This window comes from Lunatimonas lonarensis (genome assembly GCF_000390185.1).
Lineage (GTDB): Bacteria > Bacteroidota > Bacteroidia > Cytophagales > Cyclobacteriaceae > Lunatimonas > Lunatimonas lonarensis.
Map to the genome: position 1 here is coordinate 14,672 of NZ_AQHR01000004.1, position 20,831 is coordinate 35,502.

Sequence of the window (20,831 nt, forward strand, 5' to 3'; positions counted from 1 at the left end):
TCGGTTCGGATCCGTTCTTGATGTCCCAAGGGTTGAATACAGTAAATCCACCCTACAGGATTGATGGCCTGTAGGGTGGATGTTTGTCAGTCACGCTTTGCCTCTTCTTCGCTTTGGGCGAGTAAGTAGGCTTTAATGAATTCGTTGAGATTGCCGTCCAATACGGACTGCACATCGGAGGTCTCATAGCCCGTTCGGGCGTCTTTGGCCAGTTTATAGGGGTGCAAAACGTAGTTCCGGATTTGGGAACCGAAGTCTATCTTCATTTTACCGGACTCGATTTTGGCACGTTCGGCGTTACGCTTCTCCATTTCCAACTGATAAAGCCGGGATTTTAGCATTTGCATGGCTTTTTCCCTGTTGGCAAGTTGTGAACGCTCCACTTGGCAAACCACCACGATACCGGTGGGTTTGTGGGTCAGCTGTACTTTGGTCTCTACCTTGTTTACGTTTTGTCCTCCGGCACCTCCCGATCTCGAGGTATGGAAATCTATGTCAGAAGGGTTGATTTCGATCTCAATGGTGTCATCTACTACCGGGTAGGCATATACCGACGCAAAGGAAGTGTGTCGCCTGCCCCCACTGTCAAAGGGGGATATACGTACCAGCCGATGTACCCCAGTCTCTGATTTCAAAAATCCATAAGCAAGTGGCCCCTCAAATTCCAGGGTGACAGATTTAATTCCGGCAACTTCGCCTTCCTGCAAATCCACCTCCCGAACCTTGTAACCGTTTTTTTCTCCCCACATGATGTACATTCGCATCAGGATGGAGGCCCAATCATTGCTTTCCGTGCCTCCTGCACCAGGGTTGATTTCCAACATGGCGTTGAGTTGATCTTCCTCGCCACTAAGCATCTTTTTCAGTTCCAAGTCCTCCAGTTTCCTGCTTACCTGTTGGAATTCAGATTTCAATTCGGACTCGGAAACCTCTTCGGCGTTGTAAAATTCGTACAGCACGTCTAAGTCTCCCAAGTGGGTTTCCAATGATTCGAACGAAGAAGTCCATGCCTTTCGGGCCTGAATCTGCTTCATAATCTTTTCCGCCTCTTCCGGGTCATTCCAGAAATCTGGCTGGGCGGATATGGCTTCAAACTCCTCTATTTCGGCTTTCTTACGATCGTAGTCAAAGATACCTCCTCAAGGCCAAAACGCGGGCCTTCAAGTCTTTCAACTGGTCTTGTGTCATGATTGGGTTTTTTTGAAAGGCAAATTTCCGAATTTTTACAGGCAATACCTATTTATGTGGTAGAATATCCAAAAATGAACTAGAGCGGCTAGGGCTTTGTCCAGTCCTCTTGGGAAAGGACCAATAATTTGCGTCTTCCCTTTAATCTAAACTTACGATATCGAACCTGGGACATAATAAGTGCCGACCCCAGCAGTCCGCCCGAAATCACGAGAGATGTTTGGCTAATCTCAACTCTGCCATCTGCATACAGGCTATTCACCGTTTCCGCTGTTAGCAGGAGCAAAGCCGCCGCTGCGGGCAGCAAGGTAAGATTACGAAGAGTACTGTTTCGCTCATCTTTGGCACTGACATCAATCACTTCAATTTGCCACGGAGCTACGATGTTTTCCCCAAACAAAAGGTGCTCGGACTGGATTTCCCGTATGATGTCGGTCATGTAATAGGGGATGTCCTTGAGTTTGTAGGTAATTGATTCGCCCACCTGGTACTGGATCCGTGTTTTTTGGTTTTCTCCTTTTTGAAGTACCAGATAGTTCTGCGCCAGCAGGCCGTGAGAGTAGGCGACCAGGAGTAACGAGATTAATGGTAGGACCAAGGTTATTCGAATGGGTTTCCGCATGATTTTCGATAGGTTGTTGCGAAGTAATAAAAAAGGCACCTTTCCATACAGCATTGGTGATAACCAGCCGTGGCAGAAAGGTGCCATTGTTTACGAGTATTTTTTAATACCTATACACCCAACCGTACGGGTCCTTTTCTTTTCCGTACTTGATAGCGTCCAATTTATGTAAAACCCTGTTGGAAAATGCATCCCGTGGCTTTTCGGGAAGGCTGTAGTCATTGCCATCAATATGGATCAGCCGGATATGGGCGATGGTTGCTGCTGTGCCTGTTCCAAACGCTTCCTGCATAGTCCCGTTCTCAAGGGCTTCTTTCAATTCCGACACGCTCAGGAAACGCTCCTGAACAGGCATATCCATTTCCTTGGCCAATGTCAGCACACTGTCCCTGGTTATTCCTTTTAGGATGGTTCCAGTAGTGGTTGGAGCGGTAATAAGGGTTCCATTGATCACGAACATTACGTTCATCGTGCCACTCTCTTCAATGTGTTGATGGGTTTTGCCATCTGTCCACAGCAGCTGGTCGTAGCCTTCTTTCTGTGCGCACATGGCCGGATAGAGTGACCCAGCATAGTTTCCCGCTGCTTTTGCATATCCTGTGCCCCCTTCAATCGCCCGACTGAAGTGGGTTTCAACTTTCACAGCTACCGGTTTGGCATAATACTGCCCAACAGGGCTGGTCAAAATCATGAATTTGTACTTCTGGGATGGACGGATTCCCAGAAAATCATCGGTTGCAAACACAAAGGGTCTGATATACAGGGAACAGCCAGGTTTCGACGGTACCCATTCGCGGTCTAATTCCAATAATTTGGCCAATCCATCCATGAACAACTCCTCCGGCACTTCGGGGATACACATCCGTTTGGCCGACTCGTTAAGTCGACGAAAATTGGCGTCCGGCCGGAAAACTAGCACTTCTCCGGCCTCGTTTTTGTAGGCTTTTAGGCCTTCAAAGACGGACTGCCCGTAATGCAGTGTTGCGTTGGCAGGGTTAAGGCTAAGAGGCGCATAGGGCTCTATGCGCGGGTTATGCCATTCTCCCTGAAAATAGTCGGCCACGAAAAGGTGGTCACTTAGCGCATGCCCAAAGGTGAGGTTGTCAAAATCCGTTTGGGGTAATTTTGACGAAGCCGTTTTCGTGATTTGAATTTCTATGGTATTGTTCATAGCGTTTAATTTCTAGGCGTCCAAATAGATTCTTTTACATTCAGCTCCTTTGCCATCATTCTGCTCAATACAAACAAGTAATCGGAGAGACGGTTCAGGTATTTTATAATTTGTTCGTCTACAGAGGTCAAGGCGTGAAGTTCAATAACCCTTCGCTCCGCTCTTCTGCAGACAGTTCGAGCCAAGTGGGCTATCGATACGGAGGGATGCCCACCGGGCAGTATAAAATTACGAAGTGGTTCCAGATTTTCCTCCATACCGTCTATCTCCGTTTCCAAGGCTAGTACATCCGAAGGATCCAAATCCGGCTTTTTGACGTTTTTGGCCCCTTCCTGCGTTGCCAAGTCAGCACCGATGGTAAACAACCGGTCCTGTATATCTTTGAGGAATGCAGCTCGATGAAGATTGACTTCTTGATCCCTAAGCAAACCTAAAAAGGAATTCAGTTCATCGACGGTTCCATAGGCATCGATACGCAGATCTGATTTTTTGACCCTGTTGCCACCCAAGAGGGAGGTCTCTCCGCTATCTCCAGTTTTGGTATAAATTTTCATGTGTCTATAATTGTTTTTCAAAGGTCACATGGAATCTCGCACGTATTACAATCGTTCCTCCTTGTGTCGCTTGCGGCATGCTCGATTTCATGTGTTTGTTTTTTCTGGCAATACCCAATTGATTGAATTAATTCATTGACACAACGGTATGCTGCTAAAACTTCGTAGCGTTGAGATGGTTTTAAACCAGTTCGCGCTTCCCGGTCGTTGGGCTGGGGTTGACGTTATCTGACTCTACCAGGCCATCCCTCAACCGGATAACGCGATGGGCATAATGGGCGATATCGTCTTCGTGGGTCACCATAATGATGGTATTTCCTTTTTGGTGGAGTTCATGAAAAAGGTCCATGATATCGTAAGAAGTCTTGGAGTCTAGATTTCCGGTGGGTTCATCTGCCAAAATTATACTCGGATCATTTACCAACGCCCTCGCGATGGCAACCCGTTGTCGTTGGCCGCCCGAAAGCTCATTGGGTTTATGGTGAACCCGATCTTCCAGTCCCACGCTTTTCAATGCCAAAAATGCTTTCTCTGATCGTTCCGCTTTTCCGTAACCAGCGTAGATCAAAGGAAGCGCTACATTCTCCAAGCAGGAGGCCCGAGGCAGTAAGTTGAACGTTTGGAATACAAAGCCTATTTCCTTATTTCGAACTTCGGCCAGCTCATTCTCACTCATGTCGCTTACCAGCTTCTGATTCAGGGTGTAAGTACCAGCCGTAGGCGTATCCAAACAGCCAATAATATTCATTAGTGTGGACTTTCCAGATCCTGACGGCCCCATGAACGCCACGTATTCACCCCGATTTATCGTAATGTTGATGGATTTGAGTGCCTGAACCTCCTCCACCCCCATCCGGTAGGTTTTCTGGATATTCCTGGTTTCAATAATGGTAGCCATGATTTCCTGCCTTTTAAACCGTGAAGATAAGGCTTTATGGGCAAAAAAAGCACGGGATTGGTTATTTTTAGAAAGGCCTCTTTCTGCCGATTTTAACAGTGGGAGTTAAGGCAATGAATTCCTACGTACCCGATAGATTTTTTAGATAGAAAGGAGGGTTTCATATTTGGCGAAAAGGATTGTGACCAAATCCACAACCCATCCTTGCAAATCTGATTGAGGATATACGTTCGTACATATCAGGGGCTGAATAGACCGAACTACCCCCCCCCCTGATTTTGATCGCAGGCGGACTATAGGCTTTTTGCCTAGGTGATTAGTCTACAGTAGTTTGGAGTATGGAAATTACTTTTAGTTATAGGAAATTGATCCTGTTGGCCGTGCTCATCATAGCGGCTTATCACTTCGGGTTGCGGCGCGGATTTTGCTAACCTCGCTGGGAGTTACTGGTCCTGCTTTATTTCCCCACCGGCTGCGAATGTAAGTGCTGATCGACGCCACTGCATGGTCATCCAAAATATTTTCATGGGGTGGCATATAACCGTTGTAGGTTTTTCCACGTACCGTGATTTCCCCTTGTAGACCGTTTAGAATGGCATCTACCAAGGGTTCAATCGGCCCAAGAACCCTTTCGGATTGTGCCAAGGGTGGAAAGCGGTTTTTGTCGCCCTCTCCATCCCGTTGATGGCAGGTGGCACAATAGGTATTGTAGAGTATTCCCCCTTCCAGTACGCTACCTTTATCCAGATTGTCCTGTCCTTCGATCGGCGTTTTAATATAGGTTTTGTTTTCGGTTTTTTTGACCATATCAGCGAGCTCGCGATCGCCGAATTTCTTCTTTTCTCCTTTGTACATTACCCGCCAGATCCTACCCTTGTTGGATTCAGAGATGTACAGTGAACCATCTGGGCCTTCGGCGAGTCCCATGGGCCTGTACACGGCATCGCTGGTATTTTCTACTGTGTCAACACGCGCAAAACCGTCTGCGAAGACCTCCCAATGGTCCGCTTTACCATCTTTGATCGGAACAAAGCAAACAATATATCCTGCTTGCGGATAGGGGGATCGGTCGGTCGATCCGTGGAAAGCCACAAATGCCCCCTGTTTATACCTTTCCGGAAATTGATCTCCACGGTAGAAGAGGATTTCCATAGGTGCCCAATGGCCGGGGAATCCGATAACCGGGTCGTCGAAGTTGGCAGCTCTGCCTACCATATTGCCATCCCCTCCGTAGGCGGGAGCCAAAACGTTCTTTCCCTGCAATTGGTCATAATATGCATATGGCCATCCAAAGTCCGAACCTTCTTTCACCCTGGCTAAGATTTCGGAGGGAAGTACGGCTGCTTGCCATGCACTAAAGATTTTTGGATACATCGTATGAAAATTGTCGATACCGTTTACGACCGCATAAAGGTGGTCATCCAATGGACTCCAGGCCAAGCCAACGATACTGCGTAGGCCTGTGGCAAATTTCACACCGTCCGTCTGAACCTGGTTTTCCCGATTGGCATCAAATTTCCAAACTCCGGCATGCATCTCCCGCTCGGGCGTGGGATCCAAGCCTTTGCCCTCTGGTATCCCTGTGGGGCCATACAAGGTAATGTCCTGTCCCGCATCGGAGGGCGATCCAAAGGGGATGTACATATTGCCTTTTCCATCGAAAGCGGCGGGCTTGGTGGTGTGCCAGTTTCGTGCCACGTTTGGATCGGTATCGGTCAGAATTACCTCAGTACGGCTACTGGGGATTAATTCCCCCGGTATGAGCCTGTTACGCAATACTTGGCGAACGGTGCTGGTATACAAGTAGCCGTTGTGAATGGTCACACCCACCGCAGATCCGCCGACATCCTCGTAATCTCCAAATCGCACCACAGAATCCGCCCGTCCATCCCCGTCGGTATCGCGGATTCCCACCGTCCCGCCAAGGCCATCTCTGGAATAACGTAATTTTGCATAGATGTCTCCTGTTTCGGTAACAGCGATGTGTCTGGTAAGCCCGACACTGTCTATGACGGTCAGTGCTTCAAAGCCTCCCGGAAGTATTAGTCCTCCGTTATCGGGGTCTGATTCCGGTAGATTGGATGTCTCCGGACCGCATCCGGTCAGGAGAAAAACGGTTAGGATAAGTACAGATACTGGACCCCGAAACATCAGGGTCATAAAGGATAATCCAAGAACGGGTTGGCGCATGGGATCAAAGGTGATTGAGTGGCTCAGCGTTGGTGATTTTTCTTGCTTATGTTTCGTAATTTAGCCAGTATGTTGGTATAATTCAATAGATGGCGAGGTGGTTTTACGGAGGTATTTCTATGAAAGGTAGAAGAAATGCGAAATGGATGGGTAGGTAACGGTTTTTTGGATTAAAAATATACACCGATGGACATGGTGGGCTAAAGATTATTATTAAATTTATATTTTGTTGAGGGTTTATTTTGGCGTTGGGGTTTTTGGAGTAGCAAGCGCATGGGAATTTATTTTAGCCTGAATGGAGTCGTAGTATGGATGCTGGTATCAGGGATTATTCCTTTGTTACTCGCTCTCAGTGCCGGCAAGCTAAGGAAATCAAAAGAGGTAACCTTTTTTGTTTTTCTGATGATATCCTCTGCGGTTTATTCGTTGGGTTACGCTTTTGAACTGGCCTCGGTGGGGTTGCCCCAAAAGGTCTTTTTTTTAAACCTCCAGTATTTTGGGGCTGTGTTTTTTGGGCCGGTTTTGTTCCTGATGGTTTGGCACTATTCCGGTAGTTCGGCAATTCCCTGGATTCAGCGATTGGTCTTTGTGGTTCCACTGATCACCCTCGTTTTGGTGTTTACGAATGGAAAGCATTACCTTTTCTACACTTCATATAGCGCCGTACACAATGACATCATGGATGTGTTGGTGACTACAAAGGGTCCGATCTACTGGGCGCATCAAGCCTATACAGTGATATTATTGGTTGCAAGTCAAATAGTACTGGTCAGAATGCTGGTATTGGGTACTGTGACAGATGCTAGACAGATATATTTTGTAGGTCTTGGTGCGTTGTGCCCCATTTTGGCCTATTTTTCGCTTCTTTCTGATATTGTTCCCTTTCATTTGGATCCAATTCCCCTTTCTTTTATCGGTACAGGTGTATTCGTTTTTTTGGGTCTCTCAAAATTCCGTTTGTTCAAGGAGACGCCAATTGTGTTCAAGACCCTTTTTGAAAGTATTGCAGACGGTGTGTTGGTGCTGGATCCAATGGATCGTATCGTCTCCTACAACCCGGCTGTGTCGGAAATGGTTGGTGGATTTGCCTCCAAAGCAGAAAAACGGGCTGGAGTACAATCGCTTTGGGATCGGATCAGTCCCGGCTTTTCAGAAGAGGATCGTAAGAAGCACTCGTTCAAATGGGAGGGCTCGGGTTCGGAAAGATGGTATTCGGCTACACTGTCCGCCATACGGGTGAGAAATGCGGAATTTCTGGGAAAAATTGTGGTGATAAGAGATATCACTCAAGAGGTCGAGTCTAGGGAGGCACTTGTAGCTGCAAAAACGGAGGCTGAGCAGGCAAACCAAGCCAAATCGGAATTTTTGGCAAACATGAGCCATGAAATTCGTACGCCCTTAAACGGGGTGATCGGATTTACTGAGCTGCTTGGTAACACAGCCCTGTCGGAGCAGCAGAAGCGGTACGTGACCACTGCGTTTAGTTCGGCTAATGTTCTACTGGATCTCATTAACAACGTGTTGGATCTTTCCAAAATAGAAGCGGGAAAGATGGATTTGGATATCCAGGAGGTCAATCTTAGGCAGGTAATTCGTGGAATCGCCGATGTAATGAGTTTTCAGGCAGCCAAGGATAACATTGAGTTTGTTCTGCGTATTTCCCCTGACGTCCCCTACAAGTTTTTGGGAGATGAGGTTAAGATCAAGCAGGTCTTGATCAATCTTTTGAACAATGCCTTCAAGTTTACGCATGCTGGCGAGGTGGAACTACGGATTGGCGTGCTTGATCGCGTGGCAGATAAAGTTAGGCTAAGGTTTGAGGTGAGGGACACAGGAATCGGCATACCTGATGAAAAGCAACAAATGATATTTGAGGCATTTTCTCAGGCGGATGCATCCACTACAAAAAAATATGGAGGTACCGGACTGGGGTTGACGATTTCCAATAAGTTGCTCGGCCTGATGAATAGCACACTTATGCTGGATTCACAAGCGGGAAAGGGCAGCGTTTTTTCGTTTGAGTTACCCAATATCGTTTCGCTAAAGGAAAGCCCTTTTATTGACAAGTCGTTTTCTGACTATTCACCGGCTCTATTGGTGGGGTTTGAGGGAGCTCTTGCGGAGACACTACAATTCTTTTTACATTGCTTATCCATTCAATATACATCCGTTTCGTCTTATGATGAGGCACTTGGCTGGTTGAGCAAACATCCCGGTGTGCGTTCCCTCTTTTCGCACGTACGAAAAAACGAGGAAGGGGGGGTTTCCTACGAGGTCAGAGACTTTGTTGTTCGCCTGGGGCCTGCATTTCGAAATAGGTGTTGTATCGTCTTTCCCACCGATACACCCGAAGTTACCTTTTCGCAATTCCAAACCTTAGGTTGCCGGAAAAAGTTGATCAAGCCATTTATGTTAATGGATCTCGTAGATCAATTTGAGAAATGGACGGTTTCGGACAACCCGACAGATTTGGATGGTACAAATAGGATTCTTACCCCAACCAATGTAAAAATGAAGGTATTGGTGGCCGAGGATAATGCGGTGAACCGCATGTTGGTAAAAGTCTATCTTTCCAATTTGTTTCCGGCGTTTACGGTAATAGAAGCGGAGAACGGTGTGGATGCCTACGACTTATACGAAAAAGAGCGGCCTGATTTAGTCATAACAGATCTCCATATGCCGGATATGAACGGATACGAGCTGGTTAGGAAAATAAGGGCTGGAGAAAACACCAGGAGAATCCCGATTTTAGCACTTACGGCAAACGTAATGGAAGGCCAGGAAGAGGCTTGCAAGGAAGCTGGCGTGGATGATTACATCACCAAACCGGTACGGCAGGAGACATTCAGGACGGTGTTGGAGAAATGGCTGCGGTGACTTTTAAAGGGAAAAAGAAAGACTCCGGCCCCGCCCACGAAGCGTAAAGGCCGGAGCCTATTAATCAGTTGTCTTCTCCTCGTAACTTAACAACGGATCCCTCCAAGATATCGGAAATTCTAATTTGACAGGCCAATCGGCTAGTCGGGAAATATTCCGGTAATGCCTCAAGTTGATCCAACTCAGTGTCAGTAGCAACGCCCAACTCGGATTTACCCTCCAGGATTTCTACGTGGCAGGTGGCACACAATGCCATGCCACCACAAGTTGCCAAAACCGGATATTCGGACGCCTTAAGCACTTCCATCAGACTCAATCCCATGTCATCCGGGGCCTCAATGGATTGCCGGTTTCCGTCATGGTCTTCCACGGTAAAATTTATCATTTCGTTTTTTCAGTTGGATTAAAATGCATTGACACCGTTTACAGTGGTGTATTTAAAGCTTAATTTTTGGTCTGGATACACGTATTTGAAGGCGGAGTGCATCATGATGGCAGCCTCATGGAAGCCACAAAGGATGAGTTTCAGTTTTCCCGTATAGGTGTTGATGTCCCCAATCGCATAGATTCGTTCTACACCGGTAGAATAATCGGTCGTGTCTACTTCAATCGCATTTTTGTCAATGGTCAAACCCCAATCGGCAATGGGCCCTAATTTAGGGCTCAACCCAAAAAGTGGAATGAGGTAATCGGTTTCGATTTTTAGCGGAGATTTGGATTTGTCTTCCAATAACACGCTGTCCAAATGCCCGTTACCTCCTAGTTCCTTCAGGTTCGCAGAAAGAATGAGGTCAATTTTCCCGCTGTTTGCTAGGTCAAATACCTTGGCTGCCGTATCCGGAGCCCCCCGGAAGGTTTCATTTCGGTGTACCAAGGTAACCCGTTGGGCAATGTCTGCCAGGTAAAGCGTCCAGTCTAAGGCAGAATCTCCACCACCTGCGAGCACTACTTTTTTATCCCGGAACTGTTCCGGGTTTTTTACCATGTAGGTGACCCCTTTTCCTTCAAAAACTTCCAGGTTTTCTATGACAGGCTTTCGAGGCTCGAAGCATCCCAATCCACCCGCAATGATGATTACCTGAGCATGGATTTGCGTTTTTTCATTGGTCGTCAGGACATAGGATCCATCATCCTGTTTGGCAAGTTGGTCAACCCGTTCGCCCAAGGTAAAGGTGGGCTTAAACGGCCTAATTTGCTCCATTAAATTGTCCACCAGTTCCTGGGCCTTGATTTCCGGATATCCGGGTATATCGTAAATGGGCTTTTGGGGATAGATCTCAGAGAGTTGTCCACCTATCTGAGGCAATGCATCGACCAGATGGCAACGCATTTTCAACAGCCCCGCTTCAAAAACCGCAAACAAGCCGACCGGTCCAGCTCCAATGATGCAAATATCCGTAGTAATCATCTTTTGTGAAATTTTATAAATAATGAGGGAACACGTTCATCTTTCTAATTCCCCTAAAGCGGGGCAAATATAGTTGGTGTAACAACTAAATAGGCTATTTCGTTTTTTATTCTTCCAGATTGCTGTAGATCGTATCCAAAATCCGTTTAAATTCGTTGAAGTCTTCCTGATTCAGGTTTTTCCAGGCCTCCTCCCGGATAGAAGAAACCTGTGGTTTTAGTTCCCCGACTTTTTCCCTACCGGCCTGTGTCAGCAGTAAAAGAAAACTTCTTCGATCTAGCGGATGAGGTTGTCGCTCGACATATCCTTTTTTACACAGCAGATCAATGATCCTGGTAAGTGTAGGTTGATCTTTAAATACCAATTGGGCCAATTCGGATTGGCTCAGTGCCTCCCCTTCCGAGAGGTTTTTTAGGACTAGCCATTGGTCTACGGTCACATCGAAGGCTTGCTGTTTGAATTTTCTTTGTGCATATTGCTTTACCCTTCGGGCGGTTCTGTCCAAGAGAAAGGAATACTTACTAAATTGCTCGTGTGTCATACCAATAATTAGTGCAACAAATATAAGGGTTAATTTGTAATAAAAAGCAATACACCCTATAAAGTTTATAGGCTTAATTGAAAATCAACCGGAGAGAAATGATGCCGGTCATTAAATCAGCGAAATGATACAAATCGACTTATCAGGAAAACGGGCTGTCGTGGGTGGCAGTTCTAGGGGATTGGGCTTGGCTTCGGCCCAGCAGTTGGCCTCCGCAGGTGCAGAGGTGATCATGATGGCAAGGAATGAAGAAAAGCTCCAACGTGCCATTCAAACTTTATCTACGCATGCAGGGCAGAAACACCGGTATCTACTGGTGGACTATGCCAATCCCCAGGAATTTGAAGCAAGGGTGAAAGAATATTTTTCGGGTTTGGAGATTCATATTTTGGTAAATAACACCAACGGGCCAGCCCCGGGAACGGTCATGGAAAAAGGCGTAGCAGATTTTCAGCAGGCGTTTGATTTGCTTTTCAAGTCCTATGTGACCCTTACCCAGGTTTTGCTTCCGGGAATGGTAAAGAGCGGCTATGGCCGAGTGATCAATGTGTCGTCTTCATCTGTCAAGGAACCCATTCCCAACCTTGTTCTTTCGAATAGCATCCGTTCGGCAGTTAGCAGTTGGGCTAAGTCTCTCTCACGTGAGGTGGCCGGGGCAGGCGTGACGGTCAATACTATTTTGACGGGCTCTTTTGATACGGAGCGGATTAAGGAAGTTATAGCCGGTCAGGCCGAACGGGTAGGGAAGGCACCTGAGCAGTTGCTGGAGGAAAAGCGACAGGCAATACCCGCGGGGAGGCTTGGGAAACCGGAAGAATATGGGTTTCTGGTTACGTTTTTGGCATCTCCTTTGGCTGCCTATATTAATGGTACCAGCATCCCAATCGATGGTGGTAATATGACTGCGGTGTAACAAGGAAGCCCCTGATTGCCGGTATCCAACCAAACGTCAGGGGCACTTTAGGGCGACTTGCGCTTTTTTACCTGTTATAATTTTTTTTAATTGGAGGCCACGAAAACTGTGATGCGGTTTTCTACGGGGGGTATCGTCTTCAGGTAGGAATAGATTGCCCCTAAGTCTTCTTCGGTCATGCCTGCATACATGTACCAAGGCATTATGGTTTGAAAATCCGAACCGCCTACGGATGGTAATTCCTCCCTGTTTTGGTGGGCCTTAAACTTTCCGACAAACGCCTCTTTTGTCCAGGAACCTATGCCTGTTTCATGTGGTGTGATATTCGCGGAAGTAAGTGTGCCCCAAGGTAGTAAAAACTCCCTTCCTCCGGCCATCGGCTCTCCCACGTACGCTCCATTTTCAAATTTGGTATGGCAATCGTAACAGGCGCTTGCGGTAACGAGGTATTTGCCGTAGGCAACCTGATCTTGGGTTGAAGGTCTTTTTTCCGGTTCTGCTTTCTTTGGGACGGTTCGCATAATCAGGTTAAACGGGAAATCGGCCACAGAAGCCGGATGGTTGGTCGTAGCTGGCTCCAGAGTACGTATGTAGGCAATTACCGCCTCTATATCCGATGGATCTAATTTCCCATAGCTTTCGAAGGGCATGATGGGGAAAATTGGTTCCCCGTTTTTCCGGACGCCGGTGGTGATCAGGCGAAACAATTCGCCATCTGTCCAATCGCCGATGCCGGTTGGCGTGATGTTCGGTGAGATAAAGACACCGGGAAATCCCATCGTCTGATCAAATCGTTCCCCTCCATGTGCCTCGGTTCCTTCAATGGGAGGGCCACTAAAAACCCCGAAATCCCGCTGGGAATGGCAATCAATACACTGCAATACATGGTAGGCAAGGTACTTGCCCCGCTCAATTTTCTCGGGAGTTATTTCCACCTTAAGGTCTGCCGGGGGTGGGCCTACATTGGGTAAGGCAAAAGAAACATAGAGAATTCCTGCAAGCGCAAGCAAGAGAAGTGCGGATACAGCTAGTAATCCGATTTTTAGCATAGTCTTCATAGAGTCAATTAGGTTATTGTGTCTTGGTTAAAGGAGTGTAGTGGTTTCATAATAAAAATATATGTATCGTAAAAAAATCGGAATAAATATATGTAAAATAATTTTTAATCCAAATTATTTACCTATAAAAAATCGTTTTTTGGTTACTTTCTTAGTAAATGGTCGATCATCTGCTCCAAGGTTTCTAGCTGGAGGGTTTGTTTTTCGCTCCGCAGGCTTATTTGGAAGGGATTATCGGAGACTTCGATGGAGTACGGCGTGGCATTAACGCCATACTTCCGGAGTATTTTATGAATCCACACTGTCAAGACTTCCGGGCCACTTATGGTTATTGGCTCGTAGTCTTGCGTTTTAACCACCTTCGATGTCTTGGGATCAAAGAAATAACGGCCATCCGGAAAAAGTTGGTTAATGCCTCCGTTTATCACCAGATCCTCCGGTGTTCCAGCATGCAGGGTGCCTTTATCTGTCATGAGTAGCAGGCGGTCGGCGGTCTCCAAGGCAATATCCAAGTCATGCGTTACCACAAATACAGCTTTGTCTTTTTTGATCGCAAGCTCGCGTAGCAGGTACATGATTTCGAAGCGGTTTACGAGGTCCAGATGGGCTGTGGGCTCGTCTAGTATCAACAAGTCTCCATCTTGGGCCAAGGCCCGTGCGATCAGTGCTTTTTGGAGTTGTCCATCGGACAGTTCAGCGAGTGGTGCATTCGAGGATTCTGCTATGTTTACATCCTCTAGGGCAGTGTGTATCGAGAGGAGGTCATTTTTTGAGAGACTCCCCAGCCAACCGGTATGGGGAATCCTTCCTAAGGCGACCATCTCCTGCACACGTATATTGCCCCTGACGATTCGGTCGGTGTAGACTACCGACACCATCCGCGCAATTTCTTCTTTCCCGATCTCGGAGATAGGTCTTCCAGATAGGTACAGCTGTCCGGAAATAGGTGCTAATATGCCTAAAACTGTCTTAATCAGGGTCGACTTACCAACACCATTTGGCCCCATTAGACAAGTAACCTGTCCCTTGACAACAGAAAAATTCAAATTACGGAATAGAGGATGCCCCTGTTGGTATCCGATTTCCAGCTCCTTACACCAGATTGCGGGTTGTATTGCGTTCATGTATCTATCCGGCTAAAACTCCCTGCTTACATTTCGTTTGAAGACCAGCCAAATTACGACAGGGGCTCCCAGGAAGGAAGTGATCACGTTTATCGGCAAGGTTTGCGCAGAACCTGGCAATTGGCTAATCGTATCGCAAAGTAGGAGCGTTATGGCTCCCAGCATGGCAGATCCTGCTATCAGCGTGAGATGATCGGAGGTTCTGAAAATTAATCTGGCTACGTGCGGGACGGCGATCCCAATAAAACCGATAGGGCCGCAGAATGCAGTGGTAGCACCGGTCAACAATCCCGTGCTGATGATCATTTTCCAGCGCAAACGATCTACGGAGATCCCCATGCTTTGGGCATAATTCTCTCCCAAAAGCATGGCATTATAAGACTTGACCGACAGGACTAAAGGTATGAGGCCGAGGAATGTTCCTGCCATGAATACCAAAAGCTGTGTCCACCCCGTGGTGCCTAGGCTGCCCATAGTCCAAACCGTATATAGCTTCAAGCTTTCGGCTTCGCTAAAATAGGCGATCAATGTGACGATAGAGGAAGCGAAACTGCCAAACATCAACCCAATGATCAGTAGGGTCATACTATCCTTTACCTTCCATGCGGCCAGACTTATAACCAATAAGACCACAAAGGAGCCAAGTGCCGCGGAAAAAAACAAGGACCATGGACCGTTACCGACAAGTGCCCCCAATGCGGGAATCCAAGCGCCTGCCATCATCCAAAGTGCTACTCCCAGCCCTGCACCGGAGCTAATACCCAGTACATAGGGCCCGGCCAATGGGTTCCGAAAAAACGTCTGCATTTGAAGGCCGCTTAGCGAAAGCCCAATACCCGCCAAAATGGCAGTCAGTGATTTGGGAAGACGGTAATGGACAATGATCGTCTCCCAGGATTCTTTGGAGAAGGAAAATCCCATGAGCCTCCCTAAGATTTCAGGAACGGGAATTCGTATCGATCCCAAGCTGATGTTGGTCAGCCAAAGTAACAGCAGCACGATACTTCCAGCTGCAAACAGTGTCCGAAGGGATCTATAACCGTTCATCTATCCGTTCATAAAAAAAGAGTTCGTAATCTGGCAGTAGGTCTGGATGCATGATTTTTATAAGATCCTTTAATACTAGGTCTGGGCGAATATAACCCAATTCGAAATATAGCAAGCCTCCTGTAGCACCTTTTTGGCCGGTGTAGGTGAAGATGTTTCCAGTCTGAAACGGCCGAAAGGCGATATATTTAGCATCTTGTTTGGCCAATGCTTGGCGAGAGGGATAGTCCGCTGCACCAATCCAAAAATCCGCCGATTCTGCACGGTCTAGGATGTATTCGTAGCTGAGGGTAAGCCCCCCCTTTCCCCTGTTTTCTTTAAATAGGTAGTCGCCACCCGCGTGCTCTATCAAAACGCTTGCCCATGAGTCCGATCCGGATGCGTACCAACTGTCGTTATACATGACGCCGGACATTACCCTGGGACGATGGATATCCATTTTATCCTTTACCAGTTGCTGTGCTTCAATATACGACCTCGTTATTTCTTCGAATAGTTGGTCTGCCTGATCAGAGGTTCCTGTCAAAATACCGGTCAGTTTTATCCACTCAGCCACACCCAGTGGGTGCCCTTCCACGTAGTCGCCGTTAAGTATGATTGGGATACCAGCATTGGATAAAACGGAAATCTGCTGAAGGCTGTTTCCCACGGTTGAAACCATCAGCCAATCCGGTGAGAGATCCATTACGGACTCTACGTTAAGCGACGCCCCTGTACCTAGTTCCCGAACCTCGTTGGCCTCTATTCTGCCCCGTTGTAGCTCAGAGGAGATTAGCTCCCGTCCGGGGAATCCTCCCAGCAACCGCGTGACTCCCAACATATCCAAATGGGGGATATGTGTGGTCGAAGTGACGGCCACTGTTTCTGCAGGCAGACGGACGATTGCATCAAAGTCTATCTGTGCCGGCAGGTCGGGCAGGGTAGAGTCCCCTTGGATTACAAGGTAATGATAGGAGCGGTCGGCCTTGGGAAATGCCTCCAGCACTTCGACCCAGTAGTTATCGCCTGATTTCTTAACAGAAAAGCCCTTGGCGAAGCGTAGTGGAAGATCCTCCCAAGTACCGTAGGAAACCGGTTTACTCGCCTGTCCACATGCCAGAGCCAGCATGGACACAACACCGAAGAATAGGGGAAAGAGGGAGGAAGGTTTCACTGTTTTTTTTCCAAAATAAGCCATTGTTTTTTCTGCATCCAAAAACAATAATTGGGCAAGGTATTTTTTGCCTCCCGTTTTTGGGCTATGTTTGCGATGAAATTTGGTTTCTGAGCTCTAGCCAGGGCAAGGAATTAAAAGGGAATCCGGTAAAAGCCGGAGCTGTCCCCGCAACTGTAACCCCTATCGGTAAAGGCCGATAAGTGATCTGTGCCACAACGCCATTGCGTCCATTTTGGGATGTGAGAAGGCCCACAGATCCAGGGAAGCCAGGAGACCTGCCATATTTCGACTATTCAAAGCTTTCGGGTGAAAGGCTTGGGAATACGCAATGGTGCTTTCTATGGAATGCCGCGTTTTTATTCGGTGTTTTTCCATGCTCCTATATCCTGGATAGAGGGGTGCATGTTCGTTTTTTCCATTTCTTTTGTATGCAGTTTTGAGTAGCTGGATGAAATGTTCATGCTAAAATCAAAAGCGAATTGTTGCTGGGAACTCTTATTCTTTGGTATTTGGGATTGTTTTCAGGCGAAGTATCTACTCCGGGAGATACCTTGTTGTTACAACCTGTGGAAGTCAAAGCCTCTTCGCTAGAACGATTTTCACGGGGGCAACAGGTTATATCAATTGATAGTGTAGCCCTTCGAGATCTCAGCGGTCTTACCCTGTCTGAATTGTTACAGCGCCGTTCAGGGTTGTTTGTCAGGCAATATGGCCCGGGTATGATAGCTTCTCTCACCATGAGGGGCACCTCCGCAGGTCATAATGCATTTTTTTGGAATGGGCTTCCGATAAATTCTCCCTCACTTGGCCAGATGGATCTCTCTCTCCTTCCGCTATCGGGTACGGATAGGGTTCAGATTCACATGGGTAGCAGCGGGGCGAACTACGGGACGGATGCCATAGGTGGAGCTATTCACCTGAGCAGTGATGTGATGGGCGGAACGGGCTGGATGGCCGAAGCTTCCAGCGGCGTTGGGAGTTTTGGACTGAACAGGCAGGAGGTTCAAATCGGCTTTTCAAATTCCCAGGTGGGAAGCCGATCCCGATTCTATCGCCTACAAGCCCCAAATCGATACCCATTTCGTAATATGGGCAAGATCGGCTTGCCGGTAGAAATCCAAGAACATGCTGGGGTGAATCAAATGGGGCTAATGCAGGATTTGGTTTGGAGGGTAGGAGTCAATAGCCAGCTTTCCAGCTCCTTTTGGTGGAATGCTGCCCACCGGGATGTTCAGCCGGTTATGGGATCCAATTCCACGGACGTTCAGTCGGACCAAAGCACGCGCTGGGTGCTTGATTTTAATCGGACTACCGAAAACCGCCACCTAAACCTGAAGGCAGGCTGGGTAAGGGACGAGATGGTTTTTAATCGATCGGATGTAAACATTACCCAACAGTTTTTGCTGGCTGGTGAATTGGATTGGTCTTTGGGATCCAGGTTGGAGTTTAAGTCTGGAAGCAGGGCAACCTATATACTCGGAAAGCTCAGCACCTATGAGGCCACGGATAACAGGATAGAAATTTACCAAGCTGTAAATTTTAACGCCAGCCCGGATATGGTGGTTTCCGTGAACCTGCGGCAATTGGTATTTGAAGGCGAGTTTGCCCCTTTTTCCCCGAGTTTGGGGATCGATTGGTCTCTGCTCCAACAAAATGGGCATCAGTTGACAGGCAAAGTTGCCGGGGCCAGGAGTTTTAAGGTGCCCACATTAAACGACCGCTTTTGGGTGCCGGGAGGCAACCCTGACCTGAAATCCGAAAACGCACTCAGTGGAGAATTGGGTTTTCTCTATCGGTATACCGATTCCAAATACGCTTGGGAGACCCGCGTTTCCTACTATGATATGCAGGTGGACAATTGGATCCTTTGGCTGCCGGGCGATGTCTATTGGAGTCCAAGAAACGTACGGAAAGTTTCCAGTCATGGGATGGATCTTTTTTTCTCAGGCCATCGACAATCGGGGAAATGGAAGACTGGGCTGTCCGGTTCTTTGTCTTTAAATCAGGCTGTAATCCTCCGGTCGGATGGCAACAACATCCATGAAATCGGAAAAATCCTCCCTTACACACCCGGAACCAAAGCTCAGCTCGGCCTAGATGTACACCGCGAGTCATTACAGTTTTTCATAAACGGGCATCGTGTAGGCCAGCGGTTTGTCAGCATTGACAACCAAAGCGCGTTGGCTGGCTATCAGCTTTTTGATACAGGATGGCGCTATGAGCGAGCATTCAACAGGCAGGTGGTCTCTCTGGGTTTTCAGGTCAATAATTTCCTGAATACCAGGTATGAAGTTTTGCGGCTACGGCCAATGCCGGGAAGAAATTTTGAATTAAATATAACCTACAAACTATGAAGATTTATCCGTTTTTAAAGAATCTGAGCCTTGTGTACGTATTGGCTCTAGTTGTGTCCTGTGTCGGCGATCCTATTGAGCAACCGATAGGGAAATTTGAATCAGGCGTTTTGATCATCAATGAGGGTTCCTTTGGGGCAAATGACGGCGATATTCATCATTATGATCCGATCTCTGGCGATTTGCAGCCAAACGTGTTTGAATCGGCCAATGCCAGGCCTTTCGCAGGGCTGATCCAACAGGTTAGAGTGGTGGATGGACTGGCCTACATCGTTGCGAATACAGGGAAGGTGGAGATTGTACAGGCTGCTGATTTTCGCAGTGTGGGGGCGGTAAATGACAGCAAACTCAAGATCCCAAGAGATCTGCAAGTAATAGGGCAGAAGCTTTTTATAAGTGATTATGGTCCCTACGATGAAAACTGGAACAATACAGAGTCCTTTGTGGCGGTGGTCAACGGACTGCAAGGAGGTGCGGTTCATAAGCAGATTCCAGTTCCCAGTAGACCAGAAGGTATGGCTCTTATTGGTTCAGAACTCTGGGCCGCCTGTGCTTCGGGCTCGCAGCTTGTGGTCATCAATCCAGCGACGGAAGAAGTTGCCCGTACGGTCGAGGTGTCCGCGGGTTCTCCACATTTCTTTGTTCAATTTGGCGCCAATTGGTATGTGTATGCAATGGATGCAGAGCGAGTATATTTTCATCGGATCAATCATTCTGCCTATTCAATCAGCGAAACTATCTCCATCCCATTGGCGAACGCTATATATAATGGAAATTTTACGATGGGCACTAACGGCGACGTATACATCATTACTACTTCAGGAGCTTCCGCTAGGGTAGCCAAGGTGTCTATTGAAACGGGAGTCGTTTTGGACGCCGAGTATTTTGTGGGATCAAATTTTTACGGGTTGGGATTTGATTCATCCTCAAATACTTTATACGTAGGGGATCATGCTGGCTGGCAAGGGAATGGCCAAGTTTGGAAGGTGGGTCCCTCTGGAAGCTTGATCGACAGCTTTCAGGCTGGTCGAGGCCCCTCCGGTTTTCTTTTTAGGTAGGGAGGGGGACTATTTCTCTTGAGAACCAACCGACGGTAGGGATTGTCCCCGGTCGGTTGGTTTTTTTGTCTAGAGGAAAATCAACCCTACAGCTACTGTTAAACTGCGGTACGTAATTTGATCCTTTCGTAAGTATATCCAGTCGGCGGGATTGGAGAGGCTGGGCGTTTGCACGGCAGTGTTGGCGCTGGGGAGACCTTGATAAAAACGGCTGGATTGATGCTTGTAACCCACTAGAAAACTCCAAGCTGAGTTCCCCTTGTTATTGATTCGTAACCCTACCGTCGGATGGGCCATAAGCCCACCCTCAAACCAAGAAAGGTTGTTCCACTCGGATTCCATTTTTTTTTCCAGCACCGTGGAGCCATATCCCAAATCCATACCTGCCATCCAGCTTGTTTTTTGGAGGGGATCCAAAACCCCTCGCCATCCGACTCCAAACGGGACGACTGTGAGCAGCGGGTAGGAGTCGGCGCCGAGTATAAACCCAAAAAGGTGGTTTGGATGGAACTGAACTGCGTGTAGCGTCTTGATGCTTTGATTGACCCTTATTCCAACCTCATCCGATCCCATTGATGCGCCCAGTTCAAGGTGAAGTACATACGGTGCACCTTTTTCTTGTGCCCATAACGGTGCACTCCATAAACACAGAAAAGCAATGACCCAGCGCAT

The 20,831-nt window shown here is 47.6% G+C and carries 18 protein-coding genes and 1 riboswitch; of the genes, 4 read left to right on the forward strand and 14 right to left on the reverse strand.

Annotation, left to right across the window (positions count from 1 at the left end):
• Positions 1–86 precede the first annotated feature (86 nt).
• From prfB to ADIS_RS00360, 6 genes are all read right to left on the reverse strand, one after another.
• A protein-coding gene (prfB, locus tag ADIS_RS00335) for a peptide chain release factor 2 (RefSeq protein WP_155906960.1) occupies positions 87–1,188 on the reverse strand; the annotation gives its coding sequence in 2 pieces (ribosomal slippage) (positions 87–1,127 and positions 1,129–1,188; 1,101 coding nt in all).
• A gap of 88 nt (positions 1,189–1,276) precedes the next feature.
• Positions 1,277–1,786 carry a hypothetical protein gene (locus ADIS_RS00340; protein ID WP_155906962.1) on the reverse strand — a complete coding sequence of 170 codons (510 nt, stop codon included), beginning with the start codon at positions 1,784–1,786 and terminating at the stop codon, positions 1,277–1,279.
• A gap of 127 nt (positions 1,787–1,913) precedes the next feature.
• Complete coding sequence (locus ADIS_RS00345; RefSeq protein WP_010852236.1) at positions 1,914–2,981, reverse strand: branched-chain amino acid aminotransferase; 1,068 nt, start codon at positions 2,979–2,981, stop codon at positions 1,914–1,916.
• Positions 2,982–2,986: 5 nt separating this feature from the next.
• On the reverse strand, positions 2,987–3,535 hold the full coding sequence (locus ADIS_RS00350) for a cob(I)yrinic acid a,c-diamide adenosyltransferase (protein ID WP_010852237.1): 549 nt from the start codon (positions 3,533–3,535) through the stop codon (positions 2,987–2,989).
• Between the two features lie 181 nt (positions 3,536–3,716).
• The gene (locus ADIS_RS00355; RefSeq protein WP_010852238.1) at positions 3,717–4,433 is read right to left on the reverse strand and encodes an ABC transporter ATP-binding protein; all 717 of its coding nucleotides are present in this window, start codon (positions 4,431–4,433) and stop codon (positions 3,717–3,719) included.
• Between the two features lie 387 nt (positions 4,434–4,820).
• Entirely contained in the window at positions 4,821–6,623 is a 1,803-nt protein-coding gene (locus ADIS_RS00360; protein WP_010852240.1) for a c-type cytochrome, read from the reverse strand.
• 273 nt (positions 6,624–6,896) lie between these two features.
• Between ADIS_RS00360 and ADIS_RS22085 the strand changes: the two genes are divergently transcribed.
• Positions 6,897–9,500 (forward strand): histidine kinase N-terminal 7TM domain-containing protein, encoded by a 2,604-nt coding sequence (locus tag ADIS_RS22085; RefSeq protein WP_010852241.1) that lies wholly within the window; start codon positions 6,897–6,899, stop codon positions 9,498–9,500.
• Between the two features lie 64 nt (positions 9,501–9,564).
• Here ADIS_RS22085 and ADIS_RS00370 read toward each other — a convergent pair whose 3' ends face one another.
• The 3 genes from ADIS_RS00370 to ADIS_RS00380 all read right to left on the reverse strand — a co-directional run bounded on the left by ADIS_RS00370 (position 9,565) and on the right by ADIS_RS00380 (position 11,449).
• Positions 9,565–9,885, reverse strand: coding sequence for a 2Fe-2S iron-sulfur cluster-binding protein (locus tag ADIS_RS00370; RefSeq protein WP_010852242.1), 321 nt, complete (start codon positions 9,883–9,885; stop codon positions 9,565–9,567).
• Positions 9,886–9,903: 18 nt separating this feature from the next.
• Positions 9,904–10,908 (reverse strand): NAD(P)/FAD-dependent oxidoreductase, encoded by a 1,005-nt coding sequence (locus ADIS_RS00375; protein WP_010852243.1) that lies wholly within the window; start codon positions 10,906–10,908, stop codon positions 9,904–9,906.
• A gap of 106 nt (positions 10,909–11,014) precedes the next feature.
• Positions 11,015–11,449: a MarR family winged helix-turn-helix transcriptional regulator gene (locus ADIS_RS00380; RefSeq protein WP_010852244.1), complete on the reverse strand. Its 435-nt coding sequence runs from the start codon at positions 11,447–11,449 to the stop codon at positions 11,015–11,017.
• A gap of 124 nt (positions 11,450–11,573) precedes the next feature.
• On the opposite strand from ADIS_RS00380, the gene ADIS_RS00385 reads away from it, so the two are divergent.
• A complete protein-coding gene (locus tag ADIS_RS00385; RefSeq protein ID WP_010852245.1) occupies positions 11,574–12,362 on the forward strand; it encodes an SDR family oxidoreductase in 789 nt (262 codons plus the stop codon).
• An 86-nt stretch (positions 12,363–12,448) separates the two neighbouring features.
• Here ADIS_RS00385 and ADIS_RS00390 read toward each other — a convergent pair whose 3' ends face one another.
• From ADIS_RS00390 to ADIS_RS00405, 4 genes are all read right to left on the reverse strand, one after another.
• Positions 12,449–13,420 (reverse strand): c-type cytochrome, encoded by a 972-nt coding sequence (locus tag ADIS_RS00390; protein WP_010852246.1) that lies wholly within the window; start codon positions 13,418–13,420, stop codon positions 12,449–12,451.
• A gap of 143 nt (positions 13,421–13,563) precedes the next feature.
• On the reverse strand, positions 13,564–14,544 hold the full coding sequence (locus ADIS_RS00395; protein WP_010852247.1) for an ABC transporter ATP-binding protein: 981 nt from the start codon (positions 14,542–14,544) through the stop codon (positions 13,564–13,566).
• A gap of 12 nt (positions 14,545–14,556) precedes the next feature.
• Positions 14,557–15,591 carry a FecCD family ABC transporter permease gene (locus ADIS_RS00400; protein ID WP_010852248.1) on the reverse strand — a complete coding sequence of 345 codons (1,035 nt, stop codon included), beginning with the start codon at positions 15,589–15,591 and terminating at the stop codon, positions 14,557–14,559.
• Positions 15,578–16,744, reverse strand: a complete 1,167-nt coding sequence (locus ADIS_RS00405) for an ABC transporter substrate-binding protein (RefSeq protein ID WP_162141543.1) — start codon at positions 16,742–16,744, stop codon at positions 15,578–15,580. Before ADIS_RS00405 ends, ADIS_RS00400 begins: the two co-directional genes overlap by 14 nt.
• A gap of 87 nt (positions 16,745–16,831) precedes the next feature.
• Positions 16,832–17,044, forward strand: a riboswitch (cobalamin riboswitch).
• A 185-nt stretch (positions 17,045–17,229) separates the two neighbouring features.
• Between ADIS_RS00405 and ADIS_RS00415 the strand changes: the two genes are divergently transcribed.
• On the forward strand, positions 17,230–19,101 hold the full coding sequence (locus ADIS_RS00415) for a TonB-dependent receptor (protein WP_162141544.1): 1,872 nt from the start codon (positions 17,230–17,232) through the stop codon (positions 19,099–19,101).
• The gene (locus ADIS_RS00420; RefSeq protein WP_010852253.1) at positions 19,098–20,159 is read left to right on the forward strand and encodes a YncE family protein; all 1,062 of its coding nucleotides are present in this window, start codon (positions 19,098–19,100) and stop codon (positions 20,157–20,159) included. The genes ADIS_RS00415 and ADIS_RS00420 overlap by 4 nt, the downstream gene beginning before the upstream one ends.
• A 69-nt stretch (positions 20,160–20,228) precedes the next feature.
• Here the strand turns inward: ADIS_RS00420 and ADIS_RS00425 are convergent, their stop codons facing one another.
• Positions 20,229–20,831 (reverse strand): hypothetical protein, encoded by a 603-nt coding sequence (locus tag ADIS_RS00425; RefSeq protein ID WP_035804113.1) that lies wholly within the window; start codon positions 20,829–20,831, stop codon positions 20,229–20,231.

Coding starts and splice junctions, on each gene's coding strand:
- ADIS_RS00360 (WP_010852240.1), bottom strand. CDS start 6,623: ATGCGCCAACCCGTTCTTGGATTATCCTTTATGACCCTGATGTTTCGG.
- ADIS_RS00345 (WP_010852236.1), bottom strand. CDS start 2,981: ATGAACAATACCATAGAAATTCAAATCACGAAAACGGCTTCGTCAAAA.
- ADIS_RS00395 (WP_010852247.1), bottom strand. CDS start 14,544: ATGAACGCAATACAACCCGCAATCTGGTGTAAGGAGCTGGAAATCGGA.
- ADIS_RS00385 (WP_010852245.1), top strand. CDS start 11,574: ATGATACAAATCGACTTATCAGGAAAACGGGCTGTCGTGGGTGGCAGT.
- ADIS_RS00350 (WP_010852237.1), bottom strand. CDS start 3,535: ATGAAAATTTATACCAAAACTGGAGATAGCGGAGAGACCTCCCTCTTG.
- ADIS_RS00400 (WP_010852248.1), bottom strand. CDS start 15,591: ATGAACGGTTATAGATCCCTTCGGACACTGTTTGCAGCTGGAAGTATC.
- ADIS_RS00375 (WP_010852243.1), bottom strand. CDS start 10,908: ATGATTACTACGGATATTTGCATCATTGGAGCTGGACCGGTCGGCTTG.
- ADIS_RS00425 (WP_035804113.1), bottom strand. CDS start 20,831: ATGCGCTGGGTCATTGCTTTTCTGTGTTTATGGAGTGCACCGTTATGG.
- ADIS_RS00355 (WP_010852238.1), bottom strand. CDS start 4,433: ATGGCTACCATTATTGAAACCAGGAATATCCAGAAAACCTACCGGATG.
- ADIS_RS00390 (WP_010852246.1), bottom strand. CDS start 13,420: ATGAAGACTATGCTAAAAATCGGATTACTAGCTGTATCCGCACTTCTC.
- ADIS_RS22085 (WP_010852241.1), top strand. CDS start 6,897: ATGGGAATTTATTTTAGCCTGAATGGAGTCGTAGTATGGATGCTGGTA.
- ADIS_RS00420 (WP_010852253.1), top strand. CDS start 19,098: ATGAAGATTTATCCGTTTTTAAAGAATCTGAGCCTTGTGTACGTATTG.
- ADIS_RS00370 (WP_010852242.1), bottom strand. CDS start 9,885: ATGATAAATTTTACCGTGGAAGACCATGACGGAAACCGGCAATCCATT.
- ADIS_RS00380 (WP_010852244.1), bottom strand. CDS start 11,449: ATGACACACGAGCAATTTAGTAAGTATTCCTTTCTCTTGGACAGAACC.